We start from the raw sequence: 25,786 nt of genomic DNA on the forward strand, positions 1-25,786 counted from the left end.
GTTACAGTCAACAGTTTTCAAGACTGCCGCATTCGACCGCTCTGCCATTTCTCCAATATGTCGCTATCGTTTCGTGATTGCGAGTGCAAATATAAGGTGTTTTTTCAATTGAGAAAACTTTTTTGAAACTATTTACAAAGAAAATAATATTATAAAAAAGAAAACCCTTAACAAAAGTTAAGGGTTTTGAATTTGTGCGGAGAAAGAGGGATTCGAACCCCCGGACCTGTTACAGTCAACAGTTTTCAAGACTGCCGCATTCGACCGCTCTGCCATTTCTCCAGTATGTTGCTATCATTGCCTGATTGCGGGTGCAAATATAAGACGCTTTTTCGGTTCTGAAAACTTTTTTTGAAACTTTTTTAAAATAATTTACAAGTATCTAGTTATCAGTATTTCCTAAAAAAAGATTTTTGAAAAAATTAATCCAAATTGTCCAAAATTGGCGTTGGTTTCTTGTTTTCATCAACAGCAACAAACGAAAAAGTTCCTGAAACTACTGTTTCGCGAAGCTCGGTATACATTTGTTCCATAAAAATATCAACGTGAATTTTACAGCTTGTTCTTCCCACGCTAACAACTTTTGCAACTAATTCGATTAAAGTCCCTGCCGGAATTGCCTTTTTGAAATCAATTTGACCTGTAGATATTGTAACTACTTTTTTACGGCTGAAACGTGTAGCACAAATAAAAGCCACTTCGTCCATTAAATGAAGCGCAGTTCCTCCAAATAAAGTATCATAATGATTCGTTGTACTCGGGAAAACCGCTTTAAAAATATGTGTTTCAGATTTTAAAATTCTTTCTTCTAATGTACCCATAAAGATTAGTAAGTTACGTATTCAGTGATTTCAAGACCATATCCAATCATTCCGACACGTTTTGTTTGTTCCGTGTTCGAAACTAGTCTAATCTTAGAAATATCAATATCATGAAGGATTTGAGCCCCAATTCCGTAATCTTTACTATCTATGATAACTTTTGGCGCTTTTAATGTTCCTTGAGTTTGTAAAGTTTTAAGTTCAGAAATTCTGTTTAATAAATTTACAGCCGTCATATCTTGGTTAATAAAAATAACTGCACCTTTACCATGTTCATTAATGACTTTAAACATATCGTCTAACTGCTGTTCTGCATTATTAGTCAATGTTCCTAATAAATCATTATTAACCTGCGAAGAGTGGATTCTCGTCAAAATTGGTTCTCCAAGATTCCATGTTCCTTTCGTTAAAGCAATATGAATTTGTTTATTTGTAGTCTGCTCGTAAGCTCTTAATCTAAAAGTCCCAAAACGGGTTTCGATATCAAAATCTTCTTTTTTAATGATAAGACTGTCGTGCTGCATTCTGTAAGCAACTAAATCTTCAATCGAAACTAATTTTAAGTCAAATTTCTTTGCTACTTTTATAAGTTCAGGCAAACGAGACATTGTTCCGTCTTCATTTAAAATTTCACAGATAACACCTGCAGGTTTAAACCCTGCTAACCTTGCAAAATCAATTGCGGCTTCTGTGTGCCCTGTTCTTCTTAAAACTCCACCTTGTTTAGCAATTAAAGGAAAAATATGTCCAGGACGCGCTAAATCATGTGGTTTTGTATTTGGATCAACTAATGATTGTACTGTTTTAGATCTGTCAGCAGCAGAAATTCCGGTTGTAACGCCATTTCCTTTTAAATCTACAGAAACCGTAAAGGCAGTTTCCATATGATCTGTATTATTAGTAACCATAGCGCGTAAATCAAGCTCCTTGCAACGGCTTTCTGTAAGTGGTGTACAGATTAATCCACGTCCGTGTGTAGCCATGAAATTGATCATATCAGGAGTAACTTTTTCGGCAGCAGCTAAAAAGTCACCTTCATTTTCACGATCTTCATCATCAACTACAATGATTACTTTACCTTGACGAATATCTTCTATAGCTTCTTCAATGGTATTAAGTTGAATTTTTGTTGACATAATTATTGTTTGTTTTGAGCTGGTGAAAACCGCTCGGAAATTTTTTGAAATAGTTGTGATATTGGGGTCGTTATTGCATCAAAATTAATCAATCCGTTATCGTTTGTGGCACGATACGTTAATAATACCGCTAATGGAGAAAGAATAAACGACGACATCCATGAACCCATAAAAGGAGTCATTCCGCCTTCCTGCGATAATCTTTTTCCAAAAGTATTAATGAAATGAAAAGTAATAAAAATTAAAACCGCAAAAACAATTGGTAAACCAAGTCCGCCTTTTCTAATAATAGCTCCAAGAGGCGCACCAATAAAGAACATTAAGAAGCATGCAAAAGCAATAACAAACTTTTCATATAATGCTGTTAAGTGCTTGTTGATCTCACGCTGTTTGTCTTTTAAATCTTTTTGGGTTGATTCAATAGAGAAAACGTTGCTGGTAACATTGCTGCTTGCCATTTTTAGAACATCAACTTTTTCTTTGTTATTATATAAAGACAAAAGATCGCTTGGTAAAGCTTTTTTCTTTTTTGCTTTATCAGTAACCAAAGTGCTTGATCTTCTAAATCCAACACGTTGGTTTATATTCTCAGAAAATGAAATAATTTCATTATCCAGATTCTTGTCTAATGAATCTAAAGTATAACGTAATTCATTAACATTAAGCATTGCATTTGTACCTGCAATACTTTCTTTACTGTCGTCAACTTTGTTTAATTCAGATAAATCGATGTTAATGATATGCTTTTTAAAAGCGCCTTTTATAAAAGGAAGTTTAGCACGGTCTTCGTATTTTTTTGGAGTAACATCCTGATAATAATAACCATCATTTAAAACCAGTTTCAAAATACTCGATTTCTCATTACTGATCAATTCACCATCTTTGGCTTTAATAACCGTTTTGTTTTCTCCAAAATTGTTTGCCTTTTCGTGAATAGTAACACCAGTAAGAATATTTCCGTTTTCGCCAGATTTTTTGTTGACTTTAATGTTGTAAGTTCCAACATCGTTAAACTGACCTTCGGCAATTGCCATGGCTGGTTTTGCCTGTGCGATATTTTTACGAAAGTTAACAAACTTATATTCGGCAAAAGGAATAACATTATTGGCAAACCAAAATGCTACAATACTCAAAACGAATATAAAAATAATTAAAACCCGCATTGCTCTTTGAAGTGAGATTCCGGAAGATTTCATGGCAGCAAATTCATAATTCTCGGCTAAATTTCCGAAAGTCATAATCGAAGCCAAAAGAACCGATAACGGTAAAACCAGCGGTATAATACGCGGCATAGAAAAAAGCAGGAATTTCACGACCAATATTAAGTCGAGATCTTTACCTGCTAGTTCTGATATAAATAGCCATACTGTTTGAAGTATGAATATGAAAAAAAGGATTACAAATACCGTGGTAAATGTAACTAAGAATGTTTTTAATAAGTATTTGTCTAGAATTTTCAACCTTCTGATTAATCTAATTTGTTGATGTAGTATTTCGGGTATTTACTCGCTACAAAGGTAAATTGATTTTTTGATAATGGCTGATTGGTTTTAAAAGAATTAACGGTTAAAGTTGTTTTTGTACCATTTTTTCCAGTTTCAATCAAATTATAGATGTGTTTTGTCTGAACATCAATACCTAAAAGAATTTCTTTTCTTTGATCTTTTCCAGTAGTTGGTACTAATTTAATGTATTGAATCTTTCTTCCTTTTACATTTTGTACGATATCCATATTGTATTTGTACCCAGAATTAAAGAAAGTAAGCATTTTTGAAGGCGTGATAGCATTATCATCCTTTTCATTTACTTTAGAAACCGTAACTTCTTCGTCTTCAGGAACAATTGTGTATGTTTTTTGTCCGTCAAAAATTTTAGTAACGCCCATAAAATTCAATACATATTGATTACCTTTCATGGTTACATTTCCTTTACTGTCCTGGTTAATATTCTCTTTTGCATTATTTAGAGAATATTTAAAATCAATAACAATATTATCGTAGCTTTTTATTTTAGCAGTCACTTCGTTCAATAAATCTTTAGCTTTTTTATCCTGAGCTTGAATAGAAGTGAAGCTCAAAAGCAAGATAACTGCCATTTGAAAACACTTTTTAGTCATGTTAGTGATAGAATTGTTTTTGATTTCCTGAATGTTTGTTCTCATGATTGGATTAATTTTGTTCATTATTAAAGAATTGATCAAGAGCACTTAAGTCTAAAATGTTCACACTTCTTGCTTTACTGCCTTCAAACGGTCCAACAATTCCTGCTGCTTCCAGCTGATCGATCAAACGACCGGCCCTGTTGTAACCTAATTTTAATTTTCTTTGCAGTAATGAAGCAGAACCTTGCTGCGCATTAACAATAATCTCGGCAGCTTCTCTAAATAAGGTATCTCTTTCGGAAATATCCATATCAAGATTAATGCCAGTTTCTTCTCCAATAAACTCCGGAAGCAAATATGCTGTGGCATACGCCTTTTGTGAACCAATAAAATCTGTAATTTTTTCAACCTCTGGCGTGTCTATAAAAGCACATTGCACACGCGTTACGTCATTTCCGTTTGTGTACAATAAATCTCCACGTCCAATTAACTGGTCAGCTCCCTGAGTATCTAAAATTGTTCTTGAGTCAATTTTTGAAGTTACCCTAAATGCAATTCTCGCAGGGAAATTGGCCTTAATTAAACCTGTAATAACATTTACAGAAGGTCTTTGTGTTGCAATAATTAAGTGAATACCAATAGCACGCGCCAGCTGAGCCAAACGAGCAATAGGAACTTCGACTTCTTTTCCTGCAGTCATAATTAAATCGGCGAACTCATCGACAACCAAAACGATGTAAGGTAAAAATCGGTGTCCGGCTTCCGGATTTAATTTTCTTGCTTTGAATTTTTCGTTATACTCTTTAATATTACGAACCATCGCATCTTTTAATAAAGAATAGCGATTGTCCATTTCAGTACAAAGTGAATTCAAAGTATTCACCACTTTTGCGTTATCAGTAATAATAGCGTCTTCTGTATCAGGAAGTTTCGCTAAATAATGTCTTTCTATTTTATTGAAAAGTGTAAGTTCTACTTTTTTAGGATCAACCAAAACGAATTTTACTTCTGCCGGATGTTTTTTGTATAAAAGCGAAGTTAAAACTGCATTTAATCCAACCGATTTTCCTTGCCCTGTTGCTCCCGCCATCAATAAGTGAGGCATTTTGGCAAGATCGACCACAAAAGTTTCATTCGAAATAGTTTTTCCTAAAGCGATTGGAAGTTCCATTTCAGCTTCTTGAAATTTAGCCGATCCAATAACACTTTTCATCGAAACCATAGTAGGGTTCTTATTAGGAACCTCAATACCAATTGTTCCTTTTCCAGGAATTGGTGCAATAATACGTATTCCTAATGCCGAAAGTGATAAAGCAATATCATCTTCTAAACTCTTAATTTTAGAAATTCTGATTCCGGCTTCCGGTACAATTTCGTATAAAGTTACCGATGGACCAACGGTTGCTTTAATTTGTGCAATTTCAATTTTGTAGTTACGAAGTGTATCTACAATTTTATTTTTGTTTTCTTCTAATTCTTCCTGATTAATGGTAATTCCTCCTGTCGAATATTCTTTTAATAAATCGATAGTTGGGAATTTATAATTGGATAAATCCAAAGTTGGATCAAATAACCCGAAATCAGCAACAAGGCGAGAAGCAAGGTTTTCTTCAATAATATCTTCTTCTTCCGCTTTTTCAATTACAAATGCTTCATCAGGAGAAACTAATGGAAGTTCTTGTTTTGACTGAATTGGTTTTAAAATCGGATTTAATTCAATTTCTGACGAATGATTGATTGTTGGTTTTAAAGCTTCTTTGTTGATTTCGAATTTAGAATCATCTGTTTTTAAATGAATATTATCCAGTTCAGGATCTTCTTCAATTGCAAATTCTTCTAAATTATAAGCACTTTCAGGTTCTAAATCCTGCTGTGGTTTTTTGATAGAATTTAATTCTGATTTTAATTCGTTTTTAGTAGAATCAAAATAAGACTGGATTTTTTCCGGAGATACTTTTATTTTGAAAATCAAATAAACGATCAGTCCAAAAAGTAAGGTTAATAAAGTTCCGGTTTTCCCGATATAATCCTGAAGGAAAAGATTTAATTCATAACCAATTGTTCCTCCTAATTCTGGTGCCGAAGTAGCAAAAAAACCAAATAAAATAGATACTACGATAATGGCAAATAAATCCCAAAACCAAGTGTTTTTTAATTTTTTGGTCGAAAGTTCTAATGCCAGAAATAATCCGGTTAAAAAGAATAAACGAACAATTATAAAAGAGGCAAGACCGAAACCTCGGTACACAATTAAGTCTGCAAGAAAAGCCCCGAATTTTCCGAGCCAGTTTTGCACCACTTCATCACGATCTCCCAATTGAGAAACCGCACTTTGGTCTGTCTGCCATTGTCCGTTGACATAAAACGAAATAAATGCAACTAATAATGCAATAGAAAAGAGTACCAAAAGGCAGCCCAAAACAAATTTTTGTTGTTTGGATAATGACCAGGATCTAATGCTGGCGACTTTTGATTCGGTTTTTTTGTCTACAGTTTCTTTTTTTGTTTTTGCCATTCTTGCGTTCCGCCTATATAAATTTTGGAATATAAATTATCAAACCAATCGCTATTGCTGTCATGGCGGCAAAAAATACCGCTCCTGCAGCAATATCTTTAATAAACCCAATTCGTCTGCTGTAATCGGGGTGGATAAAATCGGCGATTTTTTCAACAGCCGTATTTAATCCTTCAATGCTTAAAACCAAACCAATGGCTAAGGTTTGACATAGCCATTCAGTTTGAGAAATATGAAAATAGAACCCGGCAATGGTCATAATAATTCCCAGTGAGAATTGAACCATAACGCTGTGTTCTGTTCTTATCAGTTTTACAGCTCCTTTAAAGGCGTAAGTTACACTCTTTAAACGACCTGTAACAAAAGTATTATCTTTTTGAAACTCCATTTAGTGGAAAATATTATAGTGCTGCTAAAGCCGCTTCGTAATTTGGTTCGTTTGCAATTTCAGCAACTTGTTCTGTATGAGTAATTGTTCCGTTTGCATCAACGACAATAATAACTCTTGAGTGTAAACCTGCTAAAGGTCCGTCAGTGATTTCTAAACCATTTGCTTTACCAAAAGATCCTGTTTGAAAATCAGATAAGTTTACTACATTTTCTAAACCTTCGGCACCACAAAAACGTTTTTGAGCGAAAGGTAAATCTCTTGAAATACATAAAACAGTAGTATTATCTAATCCGCTTGCACTTTGATTAAATTTTCTAACAGATGCTGCGCAAGTTCCTGTATCAACACTTGGAAAAATGTTTAAAACTAATTTTTTACCAGCGAAATTGCTCAAAGAAGCAACTGATAAATCGTTTTGCACTAATTTAAAATCAGCAAGTTTAGAACCAACTGCTGGTAATTCGCCTGATGTATGAACTGGATTTCCTCCTAATGTTATTGAAGCCATGATAATTTTTTTTAATGAGGTTCAAAAGTAAGGATTAATATTTGAATCTAAAAGTATTTGTTAAGGGTTTAAGGTGAGATTAAGGCAGAAGTTTATTCGTATTGGTTTGCGTATATATGGCACACAGATGACACAGATTAAACGAATTTTATTCTCATTTTTGTCAGGCTGAGCGAAGTCGAAGCCCACACAAAGTAACTCCATAATCTAAATTGATAATCTTTACGCGGGCTTCGACTTCGCTCAGCCTGACAAAGATTGGATAAACTGAAAACTGCGACAGAAAACTGAAAACAAAAAAAGCGTCTCGCAATACGAAACGCTTTTCTCAGTCATGTTTTTTTGTTTTTTATTTGAAAAAGAGGCCGATATTATTTATCGATAGAACCTAAAACACGTTTCATGAACGCATTTAAAGCTTCTTTTTTATCAGTTCCCTGAGAAACCATTTTGTGTACTTCAAGAGCACCGTACATATTCGAAATCAATTCGCCAATTACATCTAATTCTTCGTCTTTAAGAGAAGGAATTTCGGTCATAGCTTCAAGAACTTCGATTGTTTCAATAATATAATCCTGATCGTTTTCTTCGATGAACTGCGTTAATTGCTTTATTACTGGTAATTTCATGTTTAGATTTCTTAGATTTTTAGACATTCTTAGATTTTAGACCTTTTTAAAGTTTATAGTACTTCTAAGAAGTCTAAAAATCTAAGCCAGTCTAACTATCTAAATTTAAGCAATTGCGTTTACAAGGTCGATTAAAACTTCTTGTTTATTAGTTTGAGTTTCTCCAACTAATTGTCCGTTTACGAAAGTTGCAAATGTTGGCAGGTTGCTTACATTAGCTAATTTTCTTGATTCAGGAGAATTTTCTGCATCAACCAGAACAAAAGTGATAGCTTCATTTTCTGTGGCTAATTTTTTGAATTTTGGTTTCATAATACGGCAGTTTCCACACCATGATGCTGAATATTGTACTACTACTTTTTCGTTTTTAGCAACTAAATCTGCTAACGTATCTTCGTTTAAGTCGATTAACATAATTTTCTGTATTTAAATTCCAAGTTTATAAATTCCAAATTCCAAATCTTACGATTGAATTTAGAAAATCTAAATTTTGAAAATATTATTGATTTTTTGAGAGAGAAAAATTCCAAATCCCAATTGGAATTTGGAATTTTAAAAATTTGGAAATTTTATTTATTAGTTAGCGCTTAAATATTCAGCAGTACTAACTCTGTCTGCAGACATAGCTTCCTTACCAGCTTCCCAGTTTGCAGGACAAACTTCACCTTTAGTCTGAATGTGCGTGTAAGCGTCAACCATTCTTAGGTATTCGTTTACGTTACGCCCTAATGGCATATCGTTTACACTTTCGTGGAAGATTTTTCCAGTTTCGTCAATAAGGTAAGTAGCTCTGTAAGTTACGTTTGAACCTTCGATGATAACTGAATCAGTATCTTCGCTGTAGCTTGTAGATTCGATATCAAGAATACCTAAAATGTTAGCTAAGTTACGGTTTGTATCAGCTAAGATTGGGTAAGTAACACCTTCGATTCCACCATTGTTTTTTGGAGTATTTAACCAAGCAAAGTGAACTTCGTTTGTGTCACAAGAAGCACCAATTACGATAGTATTTCTTTTTTCAAATTCTGGTAATGCAGCTTGAAAGGCGTGTAATTCAGTTGGACATACAAAAGTAAAATCTTTTGGGTACCAAAATAAAAGTACTTTTTTATTGTTGTTTACTGCTTCTTCAAAAATGTTGATTTTTAAATTGTCACCCATTTCTGAGATAGCATCTACTGCAATACTTGGGAATTTTTTTCCTACTAAAGACATATTTTTCGTTTTACGTTAAAAATTTATTTCTGGTGCAAAAGTAGGTGATAAGCATATATTCTTACAATAAGATGTGATTATAAAAACTTATAAGTTGATAAATTTTGACTATTTAACTTTTTAACCTATTGGATATCAATGTTTACCGGAAAAATTCCATTTGAAGAAATTTTATCTAAAAATTGAATTGCTGCCGTTTTTTGAAATTCTTCAAAATCCTGATACGCCTGAACTAATCCTGAAGCCTTTTTCAGATTCGGAATTATGGGTAAAACATACGGATTTCCGAAAACGTAAACAATGCATTTTTTGGTTTGAAGTAAATCAGAAAGTAGTTCTAAAACTTCATCGTTAATTTCGAAATTATTCGCAGGCTTTGCCTTTGGAACAAATAAAGAAATCAAAATAGTTTCGAAATTTTCTAATTGTTTTTTGATAAATGAAATATCCGAAACTTCTAAATTTTCAAAAGCAAAATCAGGAGATTCTAATTTTGAATTTAAAGTTTTGAAGAATGTGTTTTCGGTATTTTTATATAAACTCAGTTTAGCTAATTTGTTGTTTTTCTGAGATTCAAATGCTAATTCAGAATTTGAATTATCTGTAATTGTCGTAATCGCATTTTGAGCAATTTCCAGATTTAATTCAGATGCTTTTTCGAAATTTAATTCGCCCGAAGCAGCAGTATTTCCAGAAAGAATTCCTGCTTTTTCTTTAGCTTTCATGATTCTGCTATAGCTTTGGAAGATGCGATCTGGAGATGCATTCCTAAAGATAGTTTCGATTCCTTCGGGAACATTTTCGGCGAAGCATAAAATATCATTTCCGGCATTAAAAGCTTCCCATTCCAGCTGACCTTTGGTTTCGTATAATTTTGAAACACTGTGCATATTTAAAGCATCAGAAATGACCAAACCATCATAACCTAATTTGTCTCGTAAAAGATCCTGAATCACAGCTTTTGATAATGTTGCCGATGTATCTTTTCCGTCATTTAAACTCGGAACTGCCAAATGCCCAATCATAATCGAATCGACATTATTTTCAATTCCTTTAATGAACGGGTATAATTCGTTCTCTAATAATTCTTCCAGCGTTTCTTTTAAAACCGGTAATCCTAAATGCGAATCGACATTGGTATTTCCGTGTCCGGGAAAGTGTTTCAGACAGCCTAAAACGCCAACTTCCGACATTCCATTTAAATATTCAACGGCAAAATTGGCTACTTTTTCTTTATTTTCACCAAAAGAACGATAACCAATTACTGGATTATTTGGATTATTATTGATATCGGCCAAAGGCGATAAATTATACTGAATTCCGGCAGCTTTTAAATCTAAACCAATTTGTTTTCCAACTTCAAAAACCAAATCAGATTTGTTTTCCGGCAAAGCGCCAAGCGTAATCGCATAAGGATATTGTGGCGTTTTTTCGATACGCATTGCCAATCCCCATTCTGCATCAATACTGATTAAAAGTGGAGTAGAAGCGGCTTTTTGATAACGAACAATAAGTTCTTTTATTTTTTGATAACTGTCATCATTAAAAACAACTTTTTTCTTGCTTTCGTAATTTGTTGCAGCGCTCGCACGACTGTGAAAAAAGGTCAGACCACCAATATTGTGTGCTGCAATTAAACGTTCGGTTTCCTGAATATTTTCTTCGGTATCGTTTATAAAAACGGCAGGAAAAAAGAATTGTCCTATTTTTTGTCGTAATGCTTCGGCTGTAATTTTCATTATTATAAAGTCTTTTTCATGCAGACGCTGTTATCTATCTTTTCGTAAGGCGGATAATTTGGAATGATTGTGTAACCTAATTTTTGGTACAAATTTATGGCTTCGGGCTGGTTTTTCCCAGTTTCGAGAATAGTATAAGTATAGCCGACTTCTTTCGCCCAAATTTCTAATTCGGCTAAAACTTTAGAAGCAATACCTTTTTTGCGATAATCGGGATGAACGTACATTCGTTTGATTTCGGTTTTGTCGCTTTCTTTTTCGCGAAAAGCGCCGCAGCCAACAGGAATGCCGTTTTCATAATAAACAATCGTATGTTTTATTTTATCGGTTTTATTAAACTGATTGTAAAACGCATGATCTTCTCCGTCTCTAATCGCTAAATCCTGATCTAATAAAACAACCAGCTTTATAAAATCTGGATCATCTGAGTTTGTTCGTTTTATGTTCATGATTTAGAATGCTTAGATTGTAGTATCGTTTAATTTTCTAACACATAGAACATAGTATTTAGTTCTTGGAAAAGGCGTTTCACTTTATTTAAATACATCCCGATGCTTCGGGACTACGTGTTGAGAAACGAGTTTCTCTTTTTTATTCTTTTTACACAAAAAATCTATGTTTCTATGTGTTTAAAAGAATGTTTTATTTCAATTTTGCTTTCTTTTGTTTAGCTAATTGTTTTTTGGTTTCAATTGCTTTATCCAATCGGTTTTTAAAACGGAAAAGTTTTGGTAACCCTTCCAGTCGGTCTTCGATTGTAATTTCTTCATAAACCACAATAGCTTTTTCTAAAACCCTGATTTCGTTGTCGAGATCATTTTGGTTTTTGTAGATTGTTGCTAATCTATCGTAAGGGTGATTTCCTTTAAAGCTTTCTGCGACATTTTCCTCATATAATTCAATTGCTTTTTCAAGATTTCCGGTTTTTTCGAACTCAGCTCCTTTTAAGTTGCGTTCGGCCTGCAAATTTTCATTGATTTCCATAAGTAAGAGTTTGATTTGGGGTTAAACTTCTTCAGATTTTTTCCCAAAATCTTTCGGGAAAATTAAAAAACGTGATAAAATAAGACCTGGAATTGTCGCTATAAAAACCCAGATAAAGAAGTTTTGATAGCCTAAAAATTGTTGTATAAAACCGCTCAACATTCCCGGAAGCATCATTCCTAATGCCATAAAACCGGTTGCAAGTGCATAGTGCGCTGTTTTTGATTCTCCCTCTGCAACATGAATTAAAAACATCATAAAACCTGTAAATCCAAAACCATATCCAAATTGTTCCAAAATTACGGTAATACAAGTATACAGATTTAATGGAGAATTTATTTCAAAAAAGTATAAATTTATATGAAGATGAAAAAGTTCCTGCGGCTGAAAATGAGCAAGTCCAATAAAACCAAGAATTGGCAGATGCATTGCCAAAAACATAGGAAGCATCCATTTAGTAAGACCGTGTTTTGAAATGGCAATTCCGCCTAAAATTCCGCCAATTGTTAAGGCAAAAATACCCAAAGTTCCATAAATAATCCCAACAGATTCAGTAGTTAAGCTCATCCCGCCAACTTCTTTTCCGTCTAATAAAAATGGACTTAACATTTTAAGCAATTGTGATTCTCCTAATCTGAAAACCAGAATAAAAGCTAACACTAAACCGATTTGTTTTTTCTTGAAGAAACTTGCAAATATAGAACCGAAATTTTGATGATGATCTTTATTATCTGCTGCAACATTTATTTCATTTCTTGGAGTAAAAACAAAATTATAAATCGTTATAAAAGTCATTAATAAACCAACGCCAATCATTGTATACGACCATGCTTTGGTATTATCACCATATTTTTGTTCCAGATATCCTGCTAAAAGCACAATTAATCCGTTGCCGGCAAGCATTGAAAGCCTATAGAAAGTACTTCTGATTCCGAGGAAAAAAGACTGTTGATTTTCAGGTAAAACCAATAAATAAAATCCATCACTGGCAATATCATTTGAAGCCGAAGCAAAAGCAGCAACCCAGAAAATTGCTAATGTCATCATGAAAAATCCATTGGTAGGAATTGTAAATCCGACTAATAAAAAGGCAATCGAAATCAATAACTGCATCGATAAAAACCATTTTCTTTTGGTTCCGTTTAATTCAATAAAAGGGCTCCAAAGCGGTTTTATAACCCACGGTAAGTATAATAAACTGGTGTAAACGCCAATATCTTCATTTGAAATACCTAAATTTTTGTACATAATTACCGAAACTGAGATAATTACGGCGTAAGGTAATCCAGACGCAAAATTAAGAAGTGGAATCCAGAACCAGGGTTTATTATCTGTTTTCATTAGGCTGAGCAGGTGAATAGATTTTAAAATTCTTTTTTAAGTCGGCAGCAGTTGGGGTGCTTTCGTTTGCAAAATAATCAATAAATGTTACAGCGCAAGCTTTATACATATCGATTTTTTCTGCGGGAATAGAAAATGATATAACGCCGTCTTTTTCAACAGCTCTTACTTTGTCGATGATTTTTTCGGCATCGTTTGTATTTATCTTTGAAATATGCTCTCCGCCATAAATTACAATATAACGCACTTTTGTATTCAGCGGATTTTTGATGCTGAAAGAATATTTTATGGTGTCTTTTGCAAAATCTGTAATAACCGGCGTATCAATAATAATACGTTTTAAATTTGGAACCGCGGCAGGAAGCGCAGGAAAACGGTATTGATTGTCTTCCAGAAGACGAACAAGATCTAAGTTTTTGTTCATGAACCATTTTGCGCTGAAATAAGCACTTCCGGAAACATTTTTAGTACTTCTGGCAAAATCAATCTGGGTTGGGATTTCGCTTATATAATTCCAGCTTTTATCACCGTCGGCTCTAATTTTATAAGAAGCGTGACCAATATAAACAGCTGTGTTATTAGAGTTTTCTGCCCACCATTTTACTAATTTTGAATAAGAAGCTCTTGAGTTATACATGCTCCAATACAATTGCGGAAGTATATAATCGATCCATTTTTGATCCATCCATAAAAGCGGATCGGCATATAAATCATCGTAATTTGCAGTTGACTGCGTTTCTGAACCTTTTGGGTCAACAGATTTATTTCGCCAAACCCCAAAAGGACTAATTCCGAACTGAACCCACGGTTTGCTTTCTTTTATAGTTGTTGAAATGGTGTGTACAAAGTTGCTCACGTTGGCACGACGCCAATCTGCTAGACTTAAACCTGAACCATATTTTTTGTACGAAGCCGAGTCATTAAAAACTTTTCCGGGAACGGCGTATGGATAAAAATAATCATCAAAATGAATCGCATCGATATCGTATTTATCAACGACTTCTTTCACGACTTTTGTTAAATGTGACTGAACTTCTGGCAATGCAGGATCGTAATAATATTTTCCGCCGTATTCAATCATCCATTCCGGATGTTTAAAAACGTCATGATTTGGACTTAAAAGGTTTTTATTTAAATCGAAAGTCGCTCGATACGGATTCAGCCACGCATGAAATTCAAAACCTCTATTGTGTGCTTCTTCAATCATCCACGCCAAAGTATCGTAATATGGACTTGGAGCTACACCTTCTTTTCCTGTTAAGAATCTTGACCAAGGCGCAAATTCTGAAGGATAAAAAGCATCACCAACACTTCTGATCTGAACAATAACAGCGTTGTAATTTAATTGTTTGTATGTTTCAAGAATTTCTAAATAATCAGCTTTTTCTTTTTCAACATTATCTGTGGCTGTTTTTGGCCAGTCAATATTTACTACAGTCGCAATCCAAACACCTCTAAATTCATTTTTAGGATGCATTATTTTTTCTTGTGCGTTAGATTTTAATCCAAAGAAAAATATAAGAATGATTGAGTATAGTAAGTGCTGATTTTTATGCATTTTAATCTTTAATTTTAACAAGAACCAAAAATAGTTTGTTTTGCTAGGAATTCAATGAATTCTGCTAAATTTTATTTTAAATGTTTTTTTGCCACGAATTACACAAATTTCCACCAATTTTTTATTCTCAAAGCATTAAAAAATAATTCGTAAAAATTCGTGTAATTTGTGGCAATCTTTTTTTATAGCCACAGATTAAAAGGATTATTTGGATTAATCTTTTTAATCCTTATAATTTGTGGCAAACTTTATTATTTAGTCTGGAAAAGAAATTTTTCCCATTGTTACGGATGGAATTCCTTTTTTTGAACCAAAATTATAATTTCCTCCCGCTACGGTTTCATTGGCCAAAACGGCAAATAAAACGGCTTCTTTTGCATCGCCAGAAATCCCCAGAACATCGCTTTTTTCAAATTTACAAGACAATAATTCTTGTAACCATTTCACCAATAACGGATTTCGTGCGCCTCCGCCAGACATATAAACTGTAAACTCCTCGATTGGAGTTTTAGTATTTTGTACAACAAACAAAACCGCTTCGGCAATTGTCTCGGCACTTAGGCGTGTTAAAGTCGCAAGCAAATCTGGTGCCGAAATGTTTTCTAATCCTAATTTTACTAAAGCCGAGTTCACAAAATCATGGTTGAATAATTCCTGACCAATTGTTTTTGGGAAGCTTTTTTGGAAGAAAGCATTGCTTTTTAATTCGTTTAAAAGTTCCTTATTTACAGTTCCGTTTTTAGCAATTTCGGCATCTTTATCATAACTTTTTTTAGGGAAATATTGTTTGGTGCAAATATCGATTAACGTATTTGCGGTTCCCGTATCGGTTACAAAAACTTCCTCGGCGTTTTGGGATGCGGGTAAATAAGTAAAATTTGCGATTCCGCCCATGTTGAGCATAATTCGGTTTTCGCCTTTTTTGCTGAATAACAAATAATCGCCATAAACTGCCAAAGGCGCGCCTTCTCCGCCCGCAGCAACGTGTTTTTGCCTGAAATCAGATAAAGTGATAATTCCGGTTTTTACCGCAATATGATCGCCGTCGCCAATTTGCAAAGTCGCATTTGGAAATTTTTCCTGCTGATGCAAAAACTTTGGCGCATGCAAAACTGTTTGTCCGTGCGATGCGATTAGATCCACTTCGTTTGCGGAAATATTCCATTTTGAAAGACAATCATTTATTATTCCTGCATGCAAATCTGCAATCCATTCATTTAGTAAAACCAAATGCTGAAAATCGATTGTTTTTTTAGCAAATATTTTTCTGATTTCGGTTTTAATATCCTCGCTGTAGTCGATGGTTTCAAAGTGTTCGATTTTTACAACCGTGTTTTCGCCTTCGCCAGAAATTGCACAAAGAGCCAAATCGAGTCCGTCGAGCGAAGTTCCAGACATTAAACCTAGTATTTTTCGGGTCTCTTTTTGAGCGATTTCATAAAGAGCACTTACATTTTTATTCATTAAAATGATGTTTTAAAAAGCATTTTATTTGGAAACGCTAAAATGGGATTTTTTACATATAAATATAAGTAAACTTTGAGATTTATTTTTTAAACGCTGCGGGTAATTGTTTTTTAAACACATAGAGACATAGTTTTTCTTTGTGGGTAAAGGCGTTTCACTTTTTTAAAAAACAAACATAGAGAAAGGTGTTTTGAAATTAATATAATGACATTGTATTTAATATAGCTGGTGGTTTCAACCACTTTGACACAGAATAATTCACGATGCGTTTCCAGTGGTTGAAACCACTGGCTATGTTTAAAAAAGGAATGAGAATATTATGCAGCTATGTGTAAAATCTTGATTTTATTTAATTTAATCCTTTTATTCACTCCCAAAAAACTATGTCTCTATGTGTTTAAATAAAAACGCAACGGGTCAAATAAAACTTACTTCTGTTTTTATATATTTGTTTTCAAACTAATTAAAATTTAAACCATGATTATAGTTATTATCCTTTTTGTTTTCATCATAATAGGAGTGTTCATTTACAATTCCCTTATCGAAAAAAGAAACCAGGTTACGAATGCTTTTTCTTCTATTGATGTAATGCTGAAAAAACGTTTTGATTTGATTCCGAATTTGGTTGAGATTGTAAAACAATACACTAATTACGAACAAAGTACCTTAACTAAAATCGTAGAACTTCGTTCAAGAGCAACTTCAGGTTCTTTAACCGAGGCCGAAAAAGCAAGTTTAGATACAGAATTAAGCACCGCTGTAAAAGGTTTAATGGTAACGGTGGAAAACTATCCGGACTTAAAAGCAAATACCAATTTCTTAAACTTACAAAGCACTTGGACAGAAAGCGAAGAACAAATCGCTGCTGCCAGAAGAACCTATAATGCTTCGGTTACGAGTTATAATAACGCTATTATGATGTTTCCGGGAAATTTGTTTGCAGGAATGCTGAATTATACTAAAATTGATGTTTTAGCAACTCCAGAAGAAGAGCGTAAAAATATTAGTGCAAAAGAACTTTTCAATAATTAATGGATTCAGGAATTAGCAACAATTCAGCCTTGCAGGAGGTTTTGAATACATTAGAAGTTGAAAGAAAAAAGATTGCCGAAACCTATAAAACTACCTACATTTTATTTGGTCTTGCCATTGTATTTATGGTAATTGGTTTATTAATTAGGTTTCCGACTTTAGGTTTTCTGGGATTTGCTGTTTCTGCTATTACTGGCATCGTAATGCATTTTAGAATTGGCGACGATGTTAAGAAATACAAAATAGCTTATAAAACCAATGTTGTAGGATCTGCATTAAAAAATATCAACGAAAGCTTGACGATAACGCCGCAAAGCGGACTTCCTGAATATGAGTTTAGAAGTTCGGAACTTTTTACAACCGAATCTGATCGTTATAAAACACAGGATTTAATAAGTGGAACAAACGATAAAACTTCTTTTTGGTTTGCCGAAGTTCACGCCGAATACAAAACCGAAACTAGTACAAAAAATGGAACCCGTACAAACTGGCATACCATTTTTAAAGGAATTGTTTATGTGGCGGATTTTAATAAAAACTTCAATGTTTCGACAGTTGTTCGCCCAAAAGGTTTTGGAGAAGCTTTTGGTTCCTGGTTTTCTAAAAACGTTTTTAGTTTTGGAAACACTGATGTTATCGAATTAGAAAACATTGATTTCAGCAATAAATTTGTAACCTATTCCAGTAATCAAATCGAAGCGCGATATATTTTAACACCTGCCATGATGGAAAGAATTCTGGACTTAAACGGCAAATGCGACGAAACGATTTCGGTTTCGTTTATACATTCTAAAATGTATATTGCTTTTCCGTTGTCTGAAAATTATTTTGAAGCGCCTATTCATTCTTCGCTTTTAGATCCCGACTTACTTTCCGGCGATCTTTCGATTGTAAAATTCATGCATGATATTGTTCATGAACTGGATTTGAATACTAGGATTTGGGGGAAGGAGTAGATTTTTTATATAAAATATTTTTAAACCGTTTAATAGATTTTGATTTGATCGAGATTTATTGAGTGGTTTTTTCTTTTATGTAATTCAGGTATAAATACGTGGCAATTGGGAATAGTTAATTGATATTTTTGAGTCTATAGAAGTTTTAAAATTATGGACTATGGTTTTTCCACAATTTATTATTCTTTATTTGATACAAATTTGTACTGTTATAATTTGAAATTTCTAGAGAATAATGAAAACTATTAATAATAAGTTTTTTAGGATTTTAAACAAAAAATATTAAAAATGGATATAAGACAACAAATTGTTCTAGATCAAATTGAAAAATTAAATGAAACTTTAGTTTTAAAAAATGAAGATAAAGCTTTTCAGATATTTGCACATAGTTTATTTACAGACAATAGTGTATATTCATTTGATCCAAATGACGATGTTGATGGAGGACAAGATAAACAAATTGATAATATAACGATAGATCAAAAAGACGGAGAAGGAACAATATATATAACACAAGTGAAAAATGAAAATTCTTTCTCATCTAATTCCTTAATTCAAATTAGAAATGGACTTAATTGGATTTTTAATCAAAAAAAAGCAAGTATACATAGTTTAACTAATGTAAAATTTAAGGATAAAATATTTGAATGCAAAGATTTAATTAATTTGGTTGGTCCATCAAATATAAATGTTGAGGTCGCATATATATCAAATAGTTTATCAACAAATATTTCAGATGAATGTATTCAAGAGCTTAATAATATTTTGAAACAATTCGATAATGAAACTTTTTCATCTTTTTCTTTTGAGATGATTGGCGCTATAGAAATTGTAGATAGACTTAACTCACAAGAAAAGAAAAATAAAAAGATTAATGCTAACATTAAAATTAAATATGATGCAAATTCACCATCGCTAATTAAATATCATTCTTATGGATTGAAAGGGATTATATGTACAACTACGGCAAAAGAAATTGCGAGAATAGTAAATGATGATGATAAAGGATTTGTTTTTGATTTAAATGTTAGAAAATATCTAGGAAATCTTGGAACGGTTAATAAAGATATAAAAGAAACTTGCTCTGATGAAGAAATGAGTTATCTTTTTTGGTTTTTAAATAATGGAGTAACAATAGTTTGCGATAAAGTCGATCCAGTCACTGATCCAGATAATCCCCATATGAAAATTGAAAATCTTCAAATTGTAAATGGATGTCAAACTTCATCATCTTTAGCAATTGCAGAAAAGGAAGGATTACTTCAAGAAAATGCAAATGTAATTCTTAAAATATTTGAAACATCAGATTTATCTTTAGTTGATAAAGTTGTGTTGACTACAAATAATCAAAATAAAATTACAAATAGAAATTTAAGGGCAAATGATAAAATACAAAGAGATTTTGAAAGAGCCTTTGAAATTCATGATTATTTTTATGAACGCAAACCGAGGCAATATAATGATAAGGATGTTTCAAGAATAATTAACAAAACCAGTTTCAAGAGGATTGTTATGAATATAGTTTAGCTTTTGCTCAAAAACTTTTAGAGACCAAATTTCTATTGGTTGATTATTTTGCTGCCAAAACTGCCTGAATTTCACATTACTATTCTTCTTTCCGGCTCTTTCAAACATCCATAGCATCCATTCTTTTCTGCTTTCTTGCGGATTTTCTTCGATTGTTTTAAGCAGTTTTCTTGAAGTAAATCCTTTAAAGTCTCTTATCAATCCTGAAGGATCTCCACTTCCGGATCTGAAAATTAAATGAATATGACTTGGCATTATACAATATCCATAAATTTCCATTGATTTATGTTTGCGACAATAATCTAGAGATTCGATGATTGCTCCAAAATATTCTTCTCTTGTAAATACATCTATCCAATAAACTGTAGCAAAACTGATAAAATATGCTCCAGTTTTTTCTCCAAATTTATATTTTCTGCTCATTTGTTTTTTATCTAATGCTGGAAATACTTTGCGGGCACGAGCGGGACGCTCGCGCTAGCGTCTTAAAATAGTTCTCAAAATCAAGAACCTCTCTGCTGGCGCGAGCGTCCCGCTCGTGCCTACAAAGTTTATCAATTACTAAAAGAGAAAACCTCGATTTTGAATTCGAGGTTTTACTTTTTTAAAATTTACTCCAAATCCAAATAAGGATTTAAAATTTCAGCTAATTCATTGAGCCAGTAAAAACTATCCCTTAGTTTGTTGATTTCGTTTTGAAGTTCTTCGTGTTCGCTTAAAACACCTAATGCAAGTGTGAAATTTACCTGCCTTAGTGTTTTAGCCATTTCTTCAGGTTCAATTCTTTCATTGAAAAAATTCAAAAGCCTGATTTGGGTTTCTTTTGAAAGTGTGTTTTTACTCATATTGTTGTAGTTTTAGAATAAAAAACCCTTGTAAATTAGTGCTTCTAACGCCTACAACAGCGCTTACGGCCGTTTCCGATACCGCACACATAATACAAGGGCAAATCTTATTTCGTTCTTAATGTTGTAGTTTAAGAATTGTAAATGTATCAAAAAACAACAATAAAAAGTAAGAAAAATAATATATTTTATTAAGGCTTAAAAATGAGCTAAATAGACTAAACAATCTCTACGAGGTAAATATAAAACGTTATTTTTACAAAAGAGAATATTCAAATAAATGAAATATATACAAGACGAAAATATTTTAAAGATAATTGCTGGAATCATCTTTTGTGGTTTTTTAATTTGGTGGATTAGATCAGGAGATATAAAAGAATCTAAAAAACTAGAAGAAGAAGGTTTAGAAATGAATTCAATTACTAAAATGCGAAGTTGGAGAGTTTATATTATTGCAGGAATTGGATTAATTGTTTTTTTATTTGAAGTTTTGAAACGACTTTATTTATATTTCACTAAAATCTTCTTATGAAAACGAGATTTCTAGCCCTAATGGAAGCGGCATCCTTTTGTGGCGGGGTTCGCCACAAAAGATATAGCGGACAGCAGGAAATAGCTCCTAAAAAATAAAATTCCAATTTTTTAAGTATCAAATTCCAAAACGAGAAAATTTACGTTTCCATTAGCCTTCGACTTCGCTCAGGGTGACAATTGTGTTTGTGAAATTGTAAAGTTTTCATAAGCCTTTTCCCGATAGCTATCGGGATGGCTCAGGATGACAATTGGGTTAAAGAGATTTATTTCTTTTTAAATTTATACTCTCGTTTGTTGCTTTTTGGGTTGAGATCGACAAATTCGTATTCTTCAAAATCTTTAAAATTGGTTTTAAAGAAATCTGTTGCTTTTTCGAGCGACCAGGATTTAGGATAATAAAAACCGTCAAATTCAGCATTTTGAAGAAGAAGCTCAAAATCATGTCTGAATTCGTCGGCTCCGGAATAGGTTAAAGCAATTTTTCCAGTCCATTCAATATCATATTTGTTTTGTGCGGTTTCTGTGATTTTTATTCTATGATTGGCGCAAGTATCGTGTCCTAATAAATAAATCCCGAATGCGATTTCATCATAATCAAAATCATCATCAAGAGGAAAAGTGTCTGCCAATAAATCATCTTTTATAAAATCATTGAAAACAGCTTTTTGTGAAGTTTTATTGATTTTAATTCCATAATCTCCCCAATGTGTTGAAGACATAGTACATTGATGAAAATTGCCCCAGACTCCTTTTGAATACCAGTCACCTTTAAATTCTTCATCGTCGTCTTCGGATTGATCTTCGGCATAATAATCATCTGTTTTTAAATGAAAATCAAACCAAATCGATTCATCTTCTTCGATTCTTCCGTTCCATTTAAATTGTTCTAAAGTGTGACCATTTGGATATGGATTTCCTAAAAAATGGATTCTGTTTGGCTGGTTCATATATTGGAGATTTGTAACTCAAATATAAATTTCAATTTTTGAAATACCAAATTCTAAAAGGCTGTATTGAAATATTGGTTTCAAAAGCCTTCGACTTCGCTCAGGGTGACAATTGGGTATAAAATTCCAATCCTGAAGTTTCGGGATAAATTCCAAATTCTAAGGGGGGTATTAAAAATATATGTTTTATGAGTCTTCGATTTCGCTCAGGGTGACAATTGGGTTTATAAAGGCCCAAGAAAAGAAAACCTTTGCTGCTGTGTCAATTTGTGTCTTTGTACCTTATAAAAACACCTAAAAAAGAAGTATTTTTGTAACTCAGGATCATGAATTTTAGACAAAAATAAGTCAGAATGTCAATAAATAAGGAGTTACAAGAATTAGCCGCATCGTTAGAAGGCACACTTTTATACGATGATCTTCATAAAACACTATATTCTACAGATGCATCAGTGTATCGAATTCGGCCAAATGCGGTGGCTTTGCCTAAAACAACCGCAGATATCAGCAAATTAATTCGCTTTGCGGCACAGCATAATATTTCGATTACGCCAAGAACTGCGGGAACTTCACTTGCCGGACAAGCGGTTGGAGACGGACTTGTGGTTGATGTTTCAAAACATTTTACCAAAATATTAGGTTACGATGCTGAGAAAAAAACGGTTACGGTTCAGCCCGGCGTTATTCGCGACGAACTGAATTTGTTTTTAAAACCTCATGGCGTTTTCTTTGCACCAATTACATCAACTTCAAACCGAGCGATGATTGGCGGAATGGTGGGAAATAATTCATCTGGAACAACTTCGATTCGGTATGGTGTTACGCGTGATAAAATTGCTGAGGTAAAAGTGATTTTAAGCGATGGAACAGAAGTGGCTTTTAGCGAATTGACTTCGGCAGAATTTATCGAGAAAACCAAAGGCGATTCTTTAGAAAATAAAATCTACAAAAGCGTTTACGACGAACTTTCGGTAAAAGCAATTCAGGAAGAAATTATAAAAGAGTTTCCGAAACCGGAAATTCACAGACGAAATACAGGTTACGCCGTTGATATTTTGTTAAGATCAGAATTATTTGGCGGAACAGAACCAACAATCAACCTCGGAAAACTACTTTGCGGAAGCGAAGGAACTTTGGCCTTTACAACCGAAATTACTTTAAAAGTCGACGATTTACCGCCAGCGCACAGTATTATGGTCGTTGGACATTATCATACGATTCAGGAATCTTTGGAATCTGTTGTTGTGGCAATGAAACATCATTTGTACACTTGCGAAATGATCGACGACACGATTTTGGATTGTACCAAAACCAATCGGGAACACATCAAAAATCGATTCTTTTTAGTTGGAGAACCAAAAGCAATTATGTTGTTTGAAGTAGCGTCTCACACTTTAGAAGATGCCGAAAATCAGGCCAACGCTTTAATTGCAGATTTAGAAAAAAACAATTTTGGTTACGCGCTCGTGAAAATTTACGGAGCCGATATTGATAAAGCAAACGAACTTAGAAAAGCCGGACTAGGACTTTTAGGAAGTATTGTAGGCGACAATAAAGCAGCAGATTCTATTGAAGACACAGCGGTTGAATTAAGTGATTTGCCAGCGTATATTGCAGAGTTTTCGGCGATGATGTTGCGTCACGGTCAGGAAGCGATTTATTATGCGCATGCCGGAGCGGGAGAATTGCATTTGCGTCCGGTTTTGAATTTGAAGAAAACATCAGACTTAAAATTATTCAGAACCATTGCGACGGAAGTGGCACATTTGGTAAAAAAATACAGAGGTTCCTTAAGCGGTGAACATGGCGACGGAATCGTGCGCGGCGAGTTTATTCCGTTTATGATTGGCGAGAAGAATTACGAATTGCTGAAAAGAATCAAATTAGCATTTGATCCGAACTCGGTTTTAAATATCGGGAAGATTGTCAACGCTTTGAAAATGGATGAAAACCATCGCGTCATTTCAGGAAGGGTAGAACCGGATATTAAAACGTTTCAGGATTTCTCAGACAGTTTGGGAATTTTGCGTGCCGCTGAAAAATGCAACGGTTCTGGCGATTGTAGAAAAATGCCATCGGCGGGAGGAGCGATGTGTCCGAGTTATCGTGCAACACGAAACGAGAAAGAAACTACTCGTGCGAGAGCAAACGCTTTACGCGAATATTTGACGTATTCTGAAAAAGAAAATAAATTTGACCAGAAAGAATTATACGAAGTTTTTGAGTTGTGTGTAAGCTGTAAAGCCTGCGCAAGCGAATGTCCTAGTAATGTTGACGTTGCAACTCTAAAAGCAGAATTTTTATACCAATATCAAAAAGCAAACGGATTTTCGACCCGAAGTAAAATTTTTGCCAACAATGCAAAATTGAACAAAATGGGAAGTTTGTTTCCGTCGATTACGAATTTTATTTCGAATCAGTCGCTTGTTAAAAAATCAATGGGAATTGCACCCGAAAGACAAGTTCCGCTTTTGGCGAAAAAGACTTTTAGAAAATGGTATGAAAATAATAAACCAAAAAGCACAGATTTTCCAAATGGACAATTGTATTTGTTTGTTGATGAATTTACCAATTACTACGACGTAAATATCGGGATTGATGCTTTTGAATTATTAACGAAATTAGGTTACGAAGTTTTAATTGTAAATCACGAAGAAAGCGGAAGAACTTATTTGTCAAAAGGATTTTTGGAAGAAGCTAAAAAGATTACGGATATAAATGTTAATATTTTCAAAGATTTGATTTCGAGTAACACGCCGTTAATTGGAATTGAACCTTCGGCGATTTTGACTTTTAGAGATGAATATTTACGATTGGCATCCGATAAAGAAAGTGCAGAACGTTTGTCTCAAAATGCTTTTACAATCGAAGAATTCTTCAAAAAAGAAATCATCGACGGTAAAATAACGCCGGATTCTTTCTCTGAAGAAACGAAAGAAATTAAAATTCACGGACATTGTCATCAAAAGTCATTAAGTTCTGTTGAAGCGACTTTTGCAATGCTGAACCTTCCTAAAAATAATACGGTTACGATTTATAATTCGGGCTGCTGCGGAATGGCGGGTTCTTTTGGTTATGAAAAAGAACATTATAAAGTGAGTATGCAAATGGGAGAAGACACGCTTTTCCCAAAAGTAAGAAACACCGCCGAAAACGTAAAAATCGCCGCTGCAGGAACCAGCTGCCGCCATCAAATTTATGACGGAACAAAACGAGAAGCACAACATCCGGTTAGTATTTTAAGGAATTGTTTGAAGTGAGAGATGGCCCACTGATTTTACAGATTAAACGGATTAACACGGAAATATTTAAAAAATATTGAACACACACAATGATTAAAAAAAACTGTGCTAACCTGTTTAATCTGTAAAATCAGTTGGCAGAAAAAATAATTCGAGAAATTAGTGTAATTCGTGGCAAAAAAACAATCAGCGTAAACCAGTTAAATCCGTACAATCCGCGGGCAAAAAATATTCACGTAAAACAAAATCGTTTTATATATTTGAAATAAGGATAATTTTTGCATTATTTGCAAAATAA

General features: G+C 33.6%; 24 protein-coding genes and 1 tRNA gene. 5 read left to right on the plus strand and 20 right to left on the minus strand.

Features of this window, described 5'->3' with window-relative positions; all coding sequences use genetic code 11:
- Window positions 1-197: 197 nt before the first annotated feature.
- The 17 genes from ACODSB_RS09940 to ACODSB_RS10020 form a co-directional block, all read right to left on the minus strand.
- Window positions 198-282 (minus strand) — tRNA-Ser (locus ACODSB_RS09940).
- 140 nt (window positions 283-422) lie between these two features.
- The gene (locus tag ACODSB_RS09945) at window positions 423-821 is read right to left on the minus strand and encodes an acyl-CoA thioesterase (protein WP_053471131.1); all 399 of its coding nucleotides are present in this window, start codon (window positions 819-821) and stop codon (window positions 423-425) included.
- A 5-nt stretch (window positions 822-826) separates the two neighbouring features.
- Window positions 827-1,957, minus strand: coding sequence for a 3,4-dihydroxy-2-butanone-4-phosphate synthase (ribB, locus tag ACODSB_RS09950; protein WP_488936913.1), 1,131 nt, complete (start codon window positions 1,955-1,957; stop codon window positions 827-829).
- Between the two features lie 2 nt (window positions 1,958-1,959).
- The gene (locus ACODSB_RS09955; protein WP_488936914.1) at window positions 1,960-3,417 is read right to left on the minus strand and encodes an LptF/LptG family permease; all 1,458 of its coding nucleotides are present in this window, start codon (window positions 3,415-3,417) and stop codon (window positions 1,960-1,962) included.
- Between the two features lie 8 nt (window positions 3,418-3,425).
- Window positions 3,426-4,052: an outer membrane lipoprotein periplasmic chaperone LolA1 gene (gene lolA1 / locus ACODSB_RS09960; RefSeq protein WP_488936995.1), complete on the minus strand. Its 627-nt coding sequence runs from the start codon at window positions 4,050-4,052 to the stop codon at window positions 3,426-3,428.
- A gap of 73 nt (window positions 4,053-4,125) precedes the next feature.
- Window positions 4,126-6,573 (minus strand): DNA translocase FtsK, encoded by a 2,448-nt coding sequence (locus tag ACODSB_RS09965; RefSeq protein WP_488936915.1) that lies wholly within the window; start codon window positions 6,571-6,573, stop codon window positions 4,126-4,128.
- A gap of 13 nt (window positions 6,574-6,586) precedes the next feature.
- A complete protein-coding gene (locus ACODSB_RS09970; RefSeq protein WP_053471127.1) occupies window positions 6,587-6,961 on the minus strand; it encodes a diacylglycerol kinase in 375 nt (124 codons plus the stop codon).
- A 13-nt stretch (window positions 6,962-6,974) separates the two neighbouring features.
- The gene (tpx, locus tag ACODSB_RS09975) at window positions 6,975-7,472 is read right to left on the minus strand and encodes a thiol peroxidase (RefSeq protein ID WP_488936916.1); all 498 of its coding nucleotides are present in this window, start codon (window positions 7,470-7,472) and stop codon (window positions 6,975-6,977) included.
- A 371-nt stretch (window positions 7,473-7,843) separates the two neighbouring features.
- The gene (locus ACODSB_RS09980) at window positions 7,844-8,101 is read right to left on the minus strand and encodes a DUF6952 family protein (RefSeq protein ID WP_042566605.1); all 258 of its coding nucleotides are present in this window, start codon (window positions 8,099-8,101) and stop codon (window positions 7,844-7,846) included.
- 105 nt (window positions 8,102-8,206) lie between these two features.
- Window positions 8,207-8,515: a thioredoxin family protein gene (locus ACODSB_RS09985; RefSeq protein WP_007805605.1), complete on the minus strand. Its 309-nt coding sequence runs from the start codon at window positions 8,513-8,515 to the stop codon at window positions 8,207-8,209.
- 162 nt (window positions 8,516-8,677) lie between these two features.
- Window positions 8,678-9,316: a peroxiredoxin gene (locus tag ACODSB_RS09990; protein ID WP_053471125.1), complete on the minus strand. Its 639-nt coding sequence runs from the start codon at window positions 9,314-9,316 to the stop codon at window positions 8,678-8,680.
- A gap of 125 nt (window positions 9,317-9,441) precedes the next feature.
- Window positions 9,442-11,055 (minus strand): glycoside hydrolase family 3 protein, encoded by a 1,614-nt coding sequence (locus ACODSB_RS09995; protein ID WP_488936917.1) that lies wholly within the window; start codon window positions 11,053-11,055, stop codon window positions 9,442-9,444.
- Between the two features lie 2 nt (window positions 11,056-11,057).
- Entirely contained in the window at window positions 11,058-11,504 is a 447-nt protein-coding gene (locus tag ACODSB_RS10000; protein WP_488936918.1) for a GNAT family N-acetyltransferase, read from the minus strand.
- A gap of 193 nt (window positions 11,505-11,697) precedes the next feature.
- Window positions 11,698-12,039: a tetratricopeptide repeat protein gene (locus ACODSB_RS10005; RefSeq protein ID WP_053471121.1), complete on the minus strand. Its 342-nt coding sequence runs from the start codon at window positions 12,037-12,039 to the stop codon at window positions 11,698-11,700.
- Between the two features lie 21 nt (window positions 12,040-12,060).
- Entirely contained in the window at window positions 12,061-13,380 is a 1,320-nt protein-coding gene (locus tag ACODSB_RS10010) for an MFS transporter (RefSeq protein WP_053471120.1), read from the minus strand.
- The gene (locus ACODSB_RS10015) at window positions 13,367-14,938 is read right to left on the minus strand and encodes a glycoside hydrolase family 10-like protein (RefSeq protein WP_488936919.1); all 1,572 of its coding nucleotides are present in this window, start codon (window positions 14,936-14,938) and stop codon (window positions 13,367-13,369) included. Before ACODSB_RS10015 ends, ACODSB_RS10010 begins: the two co-directional genes overlap by 14 nt.
- Before the next feature lie 255 nt (window positions 14,939-15,193).
- Entirely contained in the window at window positions 15,194-16,402 is a 1,209-nt protein-coding gene (locus tag ACODSB_RS10020; RefSeq protein ID WP_488936920.1) for an anhydro-N-acetylmuramic acid kinase, read from the minus strand.
- Between the two features lie 480 nt (window positions 16,403-16,882).
- Here ACODSB_RS10020 and ACODSB_RS10025 point away from each other — a divergent pair, with 480 nt between their 5' ends.
- The 3 genes from ACODSB_RS10025 to ACODSB_RS10035 all read left to right on the plus strand — a co-directional run bounded on the left by ACODSB_RS10025 (window position 16,883) and on the right by ACODSB_RS10035 (window position 19,920).
- Entirely contained in the window at window positions 16,883-17,437 is a 555-nt protein-coding gene (locus tag ACODSB_RS10025; protein WP_256637273.1) for a LemA family protein, read from the plus strand.
- Window positions 17,437-18,393, plus strand: coding sequence for a DUF3137 domain-containing protein (locus tag ACODSB_RS10030; protein ID WP_488936921.1), 957 nt, complete (start codon window positions 17,437-17,439; stop codon window positions 18,391-18,393). Before ACODSB_RS10025 ends, ACODSB_RS10030 begins: the two co-directional genes overlap by 1 nt.
- Before the next feature lie 288 nt (window positions 18,394-18,681).
- Window positions 18,682-19,920, plus strand: a complete 1,239-nt coding sequence (locus ACODSB_RS10035) for an AIPR family protein (protein WP_488936922.1) — start codon at window positions 18,682-18,684, stop codon at window positions 19,918-19,920.
- Here the strand turns inward: ACODSB_RS10035 and ACODSB_RS10040 are convergent.
- Window positions 19,867-20,343, minus strand: a complete 477-nt coding sequence (locus ACODSB_RS10040; protein ID WP_488936923.1) for an REP-associated tyrosine transposase — start codon at window positions 20,341-20,343, stop codon at window positions 19,867-19,869. The genes ACODSB_RS10035 and ACODSB_RS10040 overlap by 54 nt on opposite strands.
- Before the next feature lie 188 nt (window positions 20,344-20,531).
- On the minus strand, window positions 20,532-20,765 hold the full coding sequence (locus ACODSB_RS10045; protein ID WP_488936924.1) for a hypothetical protein: 234 nt from the start codon (window positions 20,763-20,765) through the stop codon (window positions 20,532-20,534).
- Window positions 20,766-21,045: 280 nt separating this feature from the next.
- Here ACODSB_RS10045 and ACODSB_RS10050 point away from each other — a divergent pair, with 280 nt between their 5' ends.
- Complete coding sequence (locus ACODSB_RS10050; RefSeq protein WP_073487221.1) at window positions 21,046-21,297, plus strand: hypothetical protein; 252 nt, start codon at window positions 21,046-21,048, stop codon at window positions 21,295-21,297.
- A gap of 265 nt (window positions 21,298-21,562) precedes the next feature.
- Here the strand turns inward: ACODSB_RS10050 and ACODSB_RS10055 are convergent, their stop codons facing one another.
- Entirely contained in the window at window positions 21,563-22,246 is a 684-nt protein-coding gene (locus tag ACODSB_RS10055) for a hypothetical protein (RefSeq protein WP_488936925.1), read from the minus strand.
- Between the two features lie 353 nt (window positions 22,247-22,599).
- Here ACODSB_RS10055 and ACODSB_RS10060 point away from each other — a divergent pair, with 353 nt between their 5' ends.
- The gene (locus ACODSB_RS10060) at window positions 22,600-25,506 is read left to right on the plus strand and encodes an FAD-binding and (Fe-S)-binding domain-containing protein (protein ID WP_488936926.1); all 2,907 of its coding nucleotides are present in this window, start codon (window positions 22,600-22,602) and stop codon (window positions 25,504-25,506) included.
- The last annotated feature ends 280 nt before the right edge of the window (window positions 25,507-25,786 follow it).

It is taken from the genome of Flavobacterium sp. FG68 (genome assembly GCF_057808895.1).